Consider the following 11,881-nt stretch of genomic DNA (forward strand, 5'->3'; position numbering starts at 1 on the left):
CTGATGTCTCCTCGTGAAAGGTCTCCGCCGTCACCCGCCTCCGCCGAGTACGTTGTTGATCGCCGCCGTGCCGGCCTCGTGCAGCCACTGGCCGACCGTGGACTCCGGGGCCCTGCCGAGCGCATTCATGACCGCGTCGTACGCCCGGCGCAGTGCCGTGGGGTCGGGCCGCCGAGCTGATGCGACGTCGCGCAGCGCACCGGCTTCGTGCTCCAACTCGGCCTCGGCAGGAGCGTCGAGGCCGAGTTCGGGCAGCTTCGCCAGTACCTCACCGGCGAAGCGCAGCAGGGCGTTCGCGTCGAGTCCCCATGCGTTGTGCATGGTGTTCTGGCGGCCGATCTGTGTGCCCTGTGCTCCGGCGTGGACCGTCGTGTTGTAGGTGTCGCCCACTGCGGGCCTTGGGTGGAGGAAGTCGGACACCGTCATCCCGCTTTCTGCGCAGTCGATCCCGAGGCGCGTCAGCGACAGCCGTTGCGCGGTGCAGCTCTCCCGGTAGCCGGGGTCCGTCCAGTGCATCGGGTGATGCAGTTCCACCAGGTCCCGTTCGGTCAAGTACTCCAAGGCGCCTTGCAGGTCCCCGAGTTCCAAGGGAACGCCGTCGAAAGAAGCGCCGGGGGTTTTCATGAAGCCCCCGCAGACCGGGGCGCGGTCACCGGCCTGGTACCGCTGATGCGTCCAGCGCAGGACGGCGTTACGGGTGTGGACGGCGCGAGCGGTCGGGTCCTGGGCCGCGCGGGCCTCGCGTAACGCTTCACGTCGGGCCGCTTCCCGTTCTCGCCGCGCGGTCCGCTTCGCCTTTCCGGCCCGGAAGGTCCCGGCGGCCGAGGTCGCCGCCTTCAGCGGGCGGGCGGCGCCGAAGAGTCCTCGGCCCAGACCTCGGCGGGAACCCGCTGGTTGGCCGTCGTGCTCGTTCGAACCCACCGGCTCTCCCCCCTCGTGCCGCTCCCCGTCCCGGAGCGACCGGAACCGAGGAAGCCCTCGCAGTGTCCCGTAGGACGCCCACGGCGACCAGACCGAACGTCCGCCCGAGGCGCCGGCACGCCTGGCGTCACCACCTCCACCCTTCCGTATCGAGCGGTACAGATGTGCTACGTTCTCATTCAGTACCGATCGATACTGAACTGTCGGTGCAGATTTTCGTCACTCCGTGGAGGTCATTCCAATGGGACAGCTCGCAGGCAAGACGTTTGAAGGCAAGACCGCCGTCGTCACGGGCGGCAGCACCGGGATCGGCCTGGCCACCGCCGTACGGCTGGCGGCCGAGGGGGCGTACGTGTTCGTCACCGGCCGGCGCAAGACCGAGCTGGACGCGGCCGTGGAGACCATCGGCTCGGCGCGGGCCACCGCCGTGGCGGGCGACATAGCGGACCTGGCCGACCTGGACCGCCTGTACGACGCGGTCCGCGCCCGGGGCCGGGGCCTGGACGTGCTCTTCGCCAACGCGGCGAGCGCCTCGTTCGCCACGCTGGAGCAGACCACCGAGGAGCACTTCGACCAGACCTTCGACGTCAACGTGCGGGGCACCCTGTTCACCGTGCAGAAGGCACTGCCGCTGCTCAACGACGGCGCCTCGGTGATCCTGAACGCCTCGGTGCGGGCCGATGACGGCGTCGCGGCCTTCGGTACGTACGCGGCCTCCAAGGCGGCCGTCCGGTCCTATGCCCGCACCTGGGCCAACGAACTCAAGGACCGCGGCATCCGGGTCAACGCGATCTCGCCGGGCACCATCGACACTCCCGGACTCGACGGCGTGGCCGCCACGGCAGACATGCCCGGCGCCAAGGCACAGTTCGCCTCGGCTGTCCCGCTCGGCCGGATCGGGCGTGCGGACGAGGTCGCCAACGTGGTGGCGTTCCTCGCTTCCGAGCAGAGCAGCTTCGTCCTGGGGGCCAACCTGTATGTCGACGGCGGCGAGAACCAGTTCTGACCGGCAGGCACCCAGAAAGCTCAGACAGTCGTCCCGGGGTGGGCCGGGGAGAGGTAGTGGACGGCGGTCTGTTCGGCGTGCGGGGTGAGCAGGTTCCGGAGTTCGTCCGCGGCGGCCTTGAGGAGGTGGCCGTCGCGGGTGGCCTGGAGGGTTTCGAGGACGAAGGTGACGCGGGTCGAGTCCTCGGTGACGCGGGTGCGGTGGGCGTCGCGGTGGTTCCAGTGGCGGGTCAGGACGCCGGCGGTGTCCGCGTAGATGATCTCGCCGGGCTTGGGGGTCTCCACGGTGTCGGGTTCGCCGAGCGGGGTGAACTCCTCGGTGCCGTCCGCGTGACGGATGGCGATGTCGCCGGTGACGTGGTCCAGGTCGAAGGCTCCGGCCGGCAGTCCGTGCCGTACGGATACGCAGTTGTAGGAGTCGACGGCCGGGTTGATGCGCGGCAGGGTGCCCTTCTTGGCGAAGCGGCGGCCGAGCGCGTCGACGCTGGGGCGGATACGGCGGGGGTTGGTGCCGAAGGACCGGTAGGCGGTGTGCCACGCCTCGATACGGGGGTCACTCTCGTCGGCGGGCTGCCACGTGCCGTCGGCGAGCTGCCGCTCCAGGGCGTCCAGAGCGGCCGTGGTGTCGGGCCAGGGCTCGCGGCCCCGCAGTCCGGTGGCGGTGACCAGGGCGATGAGGGCGTCGGGGAAGGCGTCGGCGACGGCGGGGGTGAGGTGGATGTCGGGCATGGGTCCGTTCCTGTGCGGGTGGGGTGGGTGGCGCTTCCGGGAGATGGCGTGGTGCGGGTGGCGAGGTCGTTCCGTTCAGGTCAGGGCGAGGAGGCTGACGGCGACGGCGGCGGTGCCGAGGCCGACGAGCTGGCCGCGGTGGATGCGTTCGGCGAGGACGCCGCGGGCGAGCAGGACCGTACCGGCCGGGTAGAGAGCGGTGATCACGGCGACGACGGTCAGGTCGCCGCTCCGTACGGCGAGCAGGAACATCAGGTTCGCCAGGGAGTCCAGCACCCCCGCGGCGGCCGACATCGCGTAGGCGGGCCGCTCGGGGCCGAGCCTGCGGCGCATCAGCGCGGCGGCGGTCAGGGTGACGGCCGAGGAGACCGTACGGCCGACGATCAGCGGGGCCACCCCGCTGTCGGACGGCGCCTGGTGCAGGAAGACGAGCTGGAGGGCGATGACGGCGCCGGCGCCGAAGGCCAGCAGCAAGGCCGTACGGGAGGGACGCGCCGCCCCGGCACCGTGCCCGGCGCTGACCAGCACCACCGCCACCAGCGCGAGGGGCAGGCCGATCAGCCCGGCGGTGGCCAGGCGCTCCCCCTGGAGCAGGCCCACGCCGACCGGCAGGACGGCGGACATGAGTGCGGTCACGGGCGAGAGCACGTTCATCGGGCCGATCGCCAGGGTCTTGTAGAGCAGCGCGAACGCGGCGGCCGAGGCGACTCCGGAAGCGGCGCCCCAGCCCAGGGCCGCGGCGCTGAACGAGGCACCGAGCACCGGCCACAGCAGCAGTTCGACCGCGAGACTGGCGGGCGCCGCGATCATCACGGTGCGCAGCACGTGCGCCTTGCGGGCGCCCAGGCCGCCGAGGAAGTCGGCGCATCCATAGGCGAGGGAGCTCCCGAGAGCCAGCAGCAGAGCGATCACAGCGACAATCCCTTACGATTCAACGGAACGACCAGACCGTACAACACAATGACCGGGTGGCGTCAACCGAACGACCGCACGGTGCATTCGATTGGTCCGCTGTCCAGCTACCAGCCATGGAAGGTGATCAGATGGCCGAGACGGCCGCAGCCCTGCGGACGCTCGCGCAGAACGTCAAGGCGGCCCGCGCCCGTGCGGGCCTGTCCCTGGAGGAACTGAGCCGGCGCGCGCAGGTCAGCAAGGGAGCGCTGGTGGGACTGGAGAGAGCCCAGGGCAACCCCAATTTCTCGACCCTGATCCGGCTGGCCGACACCCTGGGCGTCTCCGTCTCCGCCCTGCTGCAGGGATCGCCCGAGGGGCGCGTACGCATCGTGGACGCCGAGGCCGTGGCACCGCTGTGGACCGGAGCCCGGGGCAGCGAGGCCCGGCTCATGCTGACGACCTCGGGCCCGGCCCCCACCGAGATCTGGCGCTGGCGGCTGGAGCCGGGCGAGGAGTACCCCAGCCACCCCCACCAGGCCGGAGTCGTGGAGACCGTCAGCGTCACCGCCGGCCGGATGATTCTTATCGTCGACGGCACCGAGCACACCGTAGAAGCCGGTCGGACCGCCACCTTCGACGGCGACAAGCCCCATGGCTACCGGGGGGCGGGCAACGAGACGTGTCATCTGGTCATGACGGTGCATCTGCCGCCGGGGCCTGCCGTGGCGGGGTGAGCGGTGTCTGTGGCGGGCAGAAATGAGCGGGTCGCAGGATTCAGGGCGTGGCTGCCTTTTCGGGGGCGGGGGCAGCCTCGGACGCGTGTCGGGAAGAGGGATAACGGCGTACGGACAGCGCCATCACCACGATGGTGATCAGGCCGGCGACGCAAGCGGCCACCAGGACTCCGATGCCGCCGGAGGTGTTGACCGCGCCACCGCCGAGGGCGCCGGCGAGTGCGATGCCTGCGTAGAGTCCGCTGGTGTTCAGCGCCACCGCCTCGGTGGCCGCGTCGCCGCCCATGTGCAGGGCGCGGGCGCTCATCGGGGGGTTGTTGGCCCACCCGGGCACCCCCCACAGCACCAACGCGAGGCAGACCAGCCACACCGGTGCCGCCCCCTGCCCGATACTGCCGACTACCAGCAGTGCCAAGGCGGCCGCCGCCACGCCGCCGAACGCCGTCAGCAGAGTGCGGTCCACGCCCCACCGGTCCGTCAGCCGTCCGCCCAGGACGGTGCCCACCGCACCCGAGACACCCACGATCGCGATGAAGACGCCCACGTACCGGCCACCGACGCCGGTCAGATCATGGGTGATGGGAGCCATGTAGATGTAGGGCATCAGCCCGCCGCAGGCCGCGAGCATCGTGCCGAGCACGCACAGCAGCACAGGGGGCCGCCGCAGCAGACGCAGCCGCTCGGTCACCCCGACCACCGGTGCCTGCGGGATCCGGGGCAGTGTCAGCGCCGTCATCGCGACCGCCAGACACGCGAGCGTCCCCACCGCGACGAAGGTGGCTCCCCATCCCGCCACGCCACTCAGCCAGGAGCCGAAGGGCACGCCGACCACCAACGACACGGTCAGCCCCGCGGCCACGGCGCCGATCGCCCTGCCGGTACGCCCGGGCGGGGCCAGCCGGCCCGCGATCGCGAAGGCCGCCGGTGAGAGGGCGGCGGCCACCAGCGCCGCCAGTAACCGAAGAGCCATCAGCATGCCGAAGGAAGGCGCCGACGCCGTGGCGAAGTTGACCACCGCGAACGCCGCGAGTCCGCCCACGAGCAGTGCCTTGCGCGGCACCCGTCCGAAGGCCACCGCGAGGACGGGACAGGCAATCGCGTAGGTGATCGAGAACACCGTCACCAGTTGGCCCGCGGCGCCCTCGCTCACCTCCAGGTCGGCGGAGATCGCCGGGAGGATCCCGGCAATGACGAAGTCATCGGTGCCGATGACGAAAGTCGTCAACAGCAGACCGATGAGCCACCCGAACTGCGCTGGGCCGACGCGCGCATGGCAGTGGTACCTCTCTGTGGACGGCGACCGCGCTCGCTCGCGCCGTCGCTCGGGCAGCGATAGTGCCACTGAGTGGCATAAGCCATCAAGAGGCATTGGCCTCCGGGCTACACTTCACCCCATGGAGGACCCGAAGAGCGGAGCTGCCGTGACCCGCGAGCGCCCGGCCGGTGACCAACTGCCGCTGCGTGAGCGCAAGAAGCTGCGTACGCGTCAGGCGCTCGTCGACACGGCGCTCGAACTGTTCACGGAACACGGCTTCGACGGCGTCACGCTGGACACACTGTGCGACGCCGTCGACGTCTCGAAGCGCACCTTCTTCCGCACCTTCAGCAGCAAGGAAGACGTGGCACTGGCGCCCGTCCACGACCTGTGGGCCGTTTTCATGGAAGAGCTGGAGACCGCGGAGCCAACGGGCGGCCCGGCCTTCGAGCTGCTGGCGGGCGTACTGCTCACGGCGCTCGGCCGCATGGGCGCGGACGGCTGGGCCGACCGCCTGCGGCTCAGTCGCAGGCTGTCGGCGCGGACACCGTCGATGGAGGCGCACCACCTGGCCTTCTGCGACCGGACCGGCGCGGTCATCGCCACCGTCATGCAGCGCAGGTTCGACATGCCCGTACAGCCGGATCCGGACGGCCTGCGGCCGCGATTGACTGTCGACCTGCTGGCGGCAGCCTTCCGCCGGGCCCTGGAACGCTGGGTCGCAGACCCTTCGGAATCCGGCCACGAGGGGCTCGCCGACGCACTGCGGGATGCCTGCGCAGCCGTGCCGGAGAGCCTCACACTGCCCGCGCGCCCGCGCTGAGCGACCGCGATCCGGCGCGGGGCGTTCACTGGAAGTGCACCTCGCCGGCCCCAAAGTGCGAAAAACGCCCCGGCAACTTGTTCAGACACTCTGGTGCCTCTCCTGTTGCAGGGGCTACTTTCATTGCGGGATGGCCCGCACCGGGGCATCGCGACCCAAGGGGGAACATTGCGCAAGATTGCCGTATCTGCCGCGAGCCTGACTCTCGCCGTGGGGGCCCTCGGGCTCACCATGGCGCCCAGCGCCAATGCGGCGACGCCCTGTCCGTCCGGAGCTGTCTGTATCCGCGAGACGAACGGAAGCATCCTGAGCAAGAACATCTTCTACAGCTACGGCGCCCACAACCTGTCGAACGTCACCGGCGACCGGGTGATCGTCAACAACCAGACGGGCGGCGCCGGTTTCCAGTTCTGCTACGGGTACAACGGGACCGGTGGCTGCTCCGTCGTGATGCGCGGGGTGGGCGAGTCGGCGCCGTACAACATGACGCCGATCAACTCCGTCGTCCTCGTGCGCTGAGCGGCACCCCCGAAAGGCGTTCCGTCGCGCCAACCTGACTGTAGGGGCGGCGCGCTGCGCCTCACCTCTCGGCCGCGGTGAGTGCGGCGCAGGCGCCGTCGCGGGCCGGGCGGGCGGCGTCCGCACCCAGGATCGAGGATGTCACCATGGCGCCCTCGATCAGGATGTGGATCTGCTCGCCGACGCCGCGCGCGTCGGCGAAGTCTCCGGCGAGTCCGGTCAAGTAGGCGCGGAGCAGGGCCTTGTGCTCCTGGACGGCTTCGGCAACGAGCGGGTGGCGCTCGTGGCCGGGGCCGCCCAGTTCGGCCCAGGCGTTGACGAAGGCGCAGCCGCGGAATCCCGGTGCGGTGATGGTTTCCTGCATGTGGTCGAACGCCGCGAGCAGGCGCGTGCGTGAGTCGGCGGGGGCCGGGGCGGACCGCTCGACGGACTCGGAGAGAGCCGCGCGCAGTCGCCGGCCGTGCGCCCGCAAGTAGGCGGCCACGAGGTGGTGCTTGGAGGGGTAGAGCTTGTACAGCCGCGCGAGCGACACCCCGGCCTGGTCCCGGACCTGGGTCATCCGCACCGCGTGGATGCCGTACTCGTAGAAGAGCTCTTCGGCGGCTTCCAGTACGCGCGTCCGCCCCTCGTCACCGTCCACCGCAGTCAACCCCGGGTCTCCTCTTACATCAGAACGCTAGAACGTTGGTTCTAGTGTACTGGCGCGACCGACGGTTCGAACCACTCGCCGTACGGTACGACCAGGGGCGTGATGCCGAGTTCTCGCGCACGCCGCTCGAAACGTTCGACCGCCCGCGGGGTCTCGACGTAGATCGGCGGCTTGTTCAGCGTGCCGTAGTGCATGGGAACCGCGATGCGGGCACCCAGGATATGAGCCGCGACCGCCGCCTCCTCCGGCAGCATGGCGGCGTGGAAGGGGCTCGGCGGCTGGAGGTGCGGGAGTTCCACCACCGGCCCGTTGATGGGGACGAAGGCGACGTCCACCGGGCCGAACCGGCGCGCGATCGACCACCAGTGGCCGTGGAAGATGGTGTCTCCGCCGTGGAAGACACGCAGGCCATCGCATTCGACGACCCAGGAGAGCTGCGGATCACCCAGCCCGTCGAGGGAGGGTCCGGCGCCGATGCGGAACGGGCCGGCGCTGCGCTCCTCCCACGGCCGCAGGACCTCGGTCGCGACGCCGTGTTCACGGAACGAAGCCTCCGCCTCGCAGGTCCACTTGAGGTCGTCGCCCGGTCCGGTGACCGGCTCCGGCCGGTACACGGGAGCGCCGGGGGCGAGCGCCTTGCGGATCGCCACCGGGTCGGCGTGGTCGGTGTGCAGGTGCGTCACCAACGCCGCCACCGTCTCCCCCGGGCGGGAGGCCGCGGGGAACTCCTCGTCCGAGTACAGCGGCGAGGCGTCCTCGATGAGGTCGATGACCAGCGTCCGGCCGGCGTGTTCGAGCTCGGCGCCGGCCCATCCCAGACGTCGCAGTCGCACAGCGTCTCCTTCACTTCATGGCTTCATGGTGCGGCGACCCGCACCGGCATGCCGGGCAGGACGATCTAGAACCAGCGTTCTTAGAACGGGTATTCTTACGGTAGCAGAATGGGCGTTCTAGGTTGGGTGGTTGGGCTGTTCGGTGTGGGGGGGGCGGCGTCGGTGCCGTTGCCGAGCGATCCCGGGTGGCCCGGACGGGAGAAACGGGAGTCGGGTTTCCCTCTTCCGGCGAATGTCCAAAAAGGGCCGCCCCTTCGCACTCGTCCCCGACCGGACTGAACCGGCCGGTCCTGAATCACGTATTCCACAGTGCGGTGCTCAGCAGGGCACCAGTCGGCTCACGGGGGCGCGGCGGCAGATGTGCTCTGCCGCGGCACATCGGCAGCCGCCGCCAGTCCGGCCGACGAGCGCGCCGGCCGTGGGTGGCCGGGCTCGTCCGGCCGGGCCACGCGGTCGGTGCCGGACCGGTCCGTACACGGCACGGACGGTCCGGCTGCTGTCCGGGAGAGTCGGGCGCTTCGAAAGGACGGTCGCACGGGGCAGCGCCACCTTGTGGCCCGGCAACCGTGTCGGCGACGCCTGCTCGTACGACGGGGGAGGATGGGAAAAGTGCTGATCGGACACGCTGTTCAGATGCAGGGCACGGGCCCGGAACTGGTGGAGCGGGAGCCCGCTCTCGCCACCCTGCGCGACCTCCTCGGCTCGCTGTCCCGCAGACGGGGCCAGACCGTCCTGGTGACGGGGCCCGCGGCGTCGGGCCGGTCCGCCCTGCTCCGGGCGTTCGCCGAGGAGGCCGCGGCGACCGGCGCTTCGGTCCTCACCTCGGCGGGCTCCCCCGCCGAAAGCAGGCTGCCGTTCGAGCTGGTCCACCAGTTGCTGCCGGGGTTGCGCCTGGCGGACGGCGCGCTGGACCACGCACCGTCCACGCAGTCGGCCGGCGCTTCCGGTGCCGACGCCGCACGCGCGGTGCACCGTACGGTGGCGCGGCTCGCCCGGACGGCGCCGGTCGTCCTGGTCGTCGACGATGTCCATCACAGCGACCGGGAGTCCCTCGACTGCCTGCTGTACGCCGTACGGAGGCTGGAGCGGGCGCCGGTCATGATCGTCGTCTCCGAGCCGGAGCAGCCGGTGCCGGGCGTTCCTTCGGTCAGTTCCGCGTTGATTCCGCACCGGAGCTGCACCCGATTGCGCATTGGTCCGCTGTCCGTGGACGGCATCCGGACGCTGGCCACCCACCGTGTCGGTGCTGTCCAGGCGCGGCGGCTGGCCCCTCGGTTGAAGCTTCTCACCGGGGGAAATCCGCTGCTGGTGCACGCCTTGCTCGATGACAGCGGCGACGACGGGTGTGCGTGCGGACAAACGGATGGGGTCGGGGACGACGGTGCGGGCGGGACCGGCTCCGGGGAGGTGGTCGGCTCCGGAGAGGCATGTGGCGGCACCCGTTTCCACGATGCCGTACTGACCTGCCTGGACCGTTGCGGTCCGGGCGCGGCGGACGTCGCGCGCGCACTGGCCCTGATCGACACACCGGCCACGGCACAGTTGATCGGCGAAGTCACCCGGATGACCACGGAGTCCGTCGGGCAGGCCGTCACGGCCCTGAGCACGAGCGGCGTCATCGAGAATTTCCGCTTCCGTCACCCGGGCGCCCGTTCCGCGGTACTGGCCTCGGTGCCCTACGAACGGCACCGCGCGCTGCGGTTGCGTGTGGCGGAACTGCTGCACCGGCGCGGTGCCCGCCCGGCCGAAGTCGCCCGGCATCTGCTGCGCTGCGGTGAGGTGGGCGCGCCCTGGGCCTGCCAGGTGCTGGAGGCCGCCGCGGAGGCGGCCATGGCCGACGACGACATCGACCATGCGGTGAACTGCCTGCGGCACGCCCATATGTCGGCCGTCGACACCGTCCGGCGGACGACGTCGCGGATCAAGATGGTGCAGGCCGAGTGGTGCCGTGATCCCGAGCTGTCGCAGCGGCACCTGAAGGACCTGATCGGCCAGGTCCGGCAGGGCGGTGTCGCCGAGGAGGCGCTGACGCCGCTGGTCAAGCAGGCGGTCTGGCACGGCGCTCCGGGCATCGCGGAGGAACTGCTCGACCGGCTGCGCCTCGGCACGGGCGCGGTCTGCCCGAGTGAGGCCGCCGAGCGGCAGTTCACGCACCTGTGGGCCGCCTCCGTCTACCCGTCCCTGCTCCGGACGGTGCCGCAGACGCCGGTGGGCCGGCGCCGGGACAGCGGGCCGCTGCTCGGCCGGATGGACCGGCCGCTGCGGGCGGCCGGGGCCCTGCTCGACGTACTGAAGCCGGGCGGTCACGACGCGGCGGTGGCCGACGCCGACCAGTTGCTGGAGACCGTGTATCCGGCCGGGCGGGAGCGGGAGGTCTTCCGGGTCGCCGTCCTGGCGCTGGAGACGCTGCTGTACGCGGGCCGGGCCGAGCGCGCGGCGCGGTGGAGCGAGCGGCTGCTGGACTCCAGCGGTGACAGTCAGGGCCGTACGTGGCTGGCGCTGCTCAGTTGGACGGCGGCCGAGGCGGCGCTGCGGCAGGGCGATCTGCCGACCGCCGCCGAACGGGCCCGGGAGGCGCTGAAGCTGATTCCGCAGGCCAGTTGGGGCGTGGCGGTCGGTCTGCCGCTGAGCTGCCTGGTGGCGGCGCAGACCGGGATGGGCGACTTCCCGGCAGCGGCGGAACAGCTCGCGCAGCCGGTGCCGGACGCGATGTTCCGTTCCCGGTACGGGCTGCACTACCTGTACGCGCGGGGCGGGCACGCCCTGGCCACCGGGCGGCCGGACGCCGCGCTGACGGACTTCCAGTTCTGCGGCGACCTGATGTGCGAGTGGGGCATCGACTCCCCCGGCCTGTTCCCGTGGCGGCTGGGCGCCGCCCGGGCGTGGCACGACAAGGGCCGTACGGAGCGGGCCAGGCGCCTGGTCAACGACCAGATGACACGGCTGGGGACGGACGGCTCGCGCACCCGGGGCGCGGCGCTGCGGCTGCTCGCCGCGGCCAGTCCCGTACGGCAGCGCAGGACGATGCTCCAGGAGTCGGCGGAGATCCTCCAGGCGTGCGGTGACCGGCTGGAGGCCGCGTACACGCTGGCCGACCTGAGCCGGGTGGAGTCCGAACTGCGCGAGCACCGCAGGGCGTGGGTGCTGGCGCGCAAGGCGCTGCAACTGGCCCGGGCGTGCGGGGCCGGGCCGCTGGCCGAGTCGCTGCTGCCGGGCGCCCGGCCGAAGGACGCGGTGCCGATGGCCGTCCCACCGGACGCCGCGGCCCTGACGCCCGGCGAGCGGCGGGTGGCGTCCCTGGCCGCCGACGGCTACACCAACCGGGAGATCGCGCAGCGCCTGTACATCACCGGCAGCACGGTCGAGCAGCATCTGACCAAGGTGTACCGCAAGCTGTCGATCCGCCGGCGGGACGAGCTGCCCACCGATCTGTGAGGTTGGGCCCCGCCGGGCGTAGGGGGCCCGGCGGGGCAAGACAGGGGGTCCGCCTCCCTGTAGGGGTACTGGGGGGCGCGGCCC

General features: G+C 71.4%; 11 protein-coding genes. 5 read left to right on the top strand and 6 right to left on the bottom strand.

The window, feature by feature from the left end; genetic code table 11:
- Positions 1-30: 30 nt before the first annotated feature.
- On the bottom strand, positions 31-921 hold the full coding sequence (locus tag EJG53_RS01285; RefSeq protein WP_125043103.1) for a hypothetical protein: 891 nt from the start codon (positions 919-921) through the stop codon (positions 31-33).
- A 241-nt stretch (positions 922-1,162) separates the two neighbouring features.
- On the opposite strand from EJG53_RS01285, the gene EJG53_RS01290 reads away from it, so the two are divergent.
- Positions 1,163-1,927, top strand: a complete 765-nt coding sequence (locus tag EJG53_RS01290; RefSeq protein ID WP_125043104.1) for an SDR family NAD(P)-dependent oxidoreductase — start codon at positions 1,163-1,165, stop codon at positions 1,925-1,927.
- Between the two features lie 20 nt (positions 1,928-1,947).
- On the opposite strand, the gene EJG53_RS01295 is transcribed toward EJG53_RS01290, so the two are convergent.
- Together EJG53_RS01295 and EJG53_RS01300 are read right to left on the bottom strand one after the other, a co-directional pair.
- Positions 1,948-2,655 carry a B3/B4 domain-containing protein gene (locus tag EJG53_RS01295; RefSeq protein ID WP_125043106.1) on the bottom strand — a complete coding sequence of 236 codons (708 nt, stop codon included), beginning with the start codon at positions 2,653-2,655 and terminating at the stop codon, positions 1,948-1,950.
- A 75-nt stretch (positions 2,656-2,730) separates the two neighbouring features.
- On the bottom strand, positions 2,731-3,567 hold the full coding sequence (locus EJG53_RS01300) for a DMT family transporter (RefSeq protein WP_125043108.1): 837 nt from the start codon (positions 3,565-3,567) through the stop codon (positions 2,731-2,733).
- A 131-nt stretch (positions 3,568-3,698) separates the two neighbouring features.
- Between EJG53_RS01300 and EJG53_RS01305 the strand changes: the two genes are divergently transcribed.
- Positions 3,699-4,283, top strand: coding sequence for a helix-turn-helix domain-containing protein (locus tag EJG53_RS01305; protein ID WP_125043110.1), 585 nt, complete (start codon positions 3,699-3,701; stop codon positions 4,281-4,283).
- 40 nt (positions 4,284-4,323) lie between these two features.
- On the opposite strand, the gene EJG53_RS01310 is transcribed toward EJG53_RS01305, so the two are convergent.
- Positions 4,324-5,508 carry an MFS transporter gene (locus EJG53_RS01310; RefSeq protein WP_218041894.1) on the bottom strand — a complete coding sequence of 395 codons (1,185 nt, stop codon included), beginning with the start codon at positions 5,506-5,508 and terminating at the stop codon, positions 4,324-4,326.
- Positions 5,509-5,677: 169 nt separating this feature from the next.
- Between EJG53_RS01310 and EJG53_RS01315 the strand changes: the two genes are divergently transcribed.
- Both EJG53_RS01315 and EJG53_RS01320 read left to right on the top strand, forming a co-directional pair.
- The gene (locus EJG53_RS01315) at positions 5,678-6,361 is read left to right on the top strand and encodes a TetR family transcriptional regulator (RefSeq protein ID WP_125043114.1); all 684 of its coding nucleotides are present in this window, start codon (positions 5,678-5,680) and stop codon (positions 6,359-6,361) included.
- A gap of 168 nt (positions 6,362-6,529) precedes the next feature.
- Positions 6,530-6,880, top strand: coding sequence for a hypothetical protein (locus EJG53_RS01320; protein ID WP_031009717.1), 351 nt, complete (start codon positions 6,530-6,532; stop codon positions 6,878-6,880).
- Positions 6,881-6,941: 61 nt separating this feature from the next.
- Here the strand turns inward: EJG53_RS01320 and EJG53_RS01325 are convergent, their stop codons facing one another.
- Positions 6,942-7,520 (bottom strand): TetR/AcrR family transcriptional regulator, encoded by a 579-nt coding sequence (locus EJG53_RS01325; RefSeq protein ID WP_244955571.1) that lies wholly within the window; start codon positions 7,518-7,520, stop codon positions 6,942-6,944.
- 50 nt (positions 7,521-7,570) lie between these two features.
- On the bottom strand, positions 7,571-8,362 hold the full coding sequence (locus tag EJG53_RS01330; RefSeq protein WP_125043118.1) for an MBL fold metallo-hydrolase: 792 nt from the start codon (positions 8,360-8,362) through the stop codon (positions 7,571-7,573).
- Positions 8,363-8,995: 633 nt separating this feature from the next.
- Between EJG53_RS01330 and EJG53_RS01335 the strand changes: the two genes are divergently transcribed.
- On the top strand, positions 8,996-11,797 hold the full coding sequence (locus EJG53_RS01335) for a helix-turn-helix transcriptional regulator (protein WP_167515011.1): 2,802 nt from the start codon (positions 8,996-8,998) through the stop codon (positions 11,795-11,797).
- Positions 11,798-11,881: the final 84 nt, after the last annotated feature.

The sequence above is a fragment of the Streptomyces chrestomyceticus JCM 4735 genome, from assembly GCF_003865135.1.
Lineage (GTDB): Bacteria > Actinomycetota > Actinomycetes > Streptomycetales > Streptomycetaceae > Streptomyces > Streptomyces chrestomyceticus.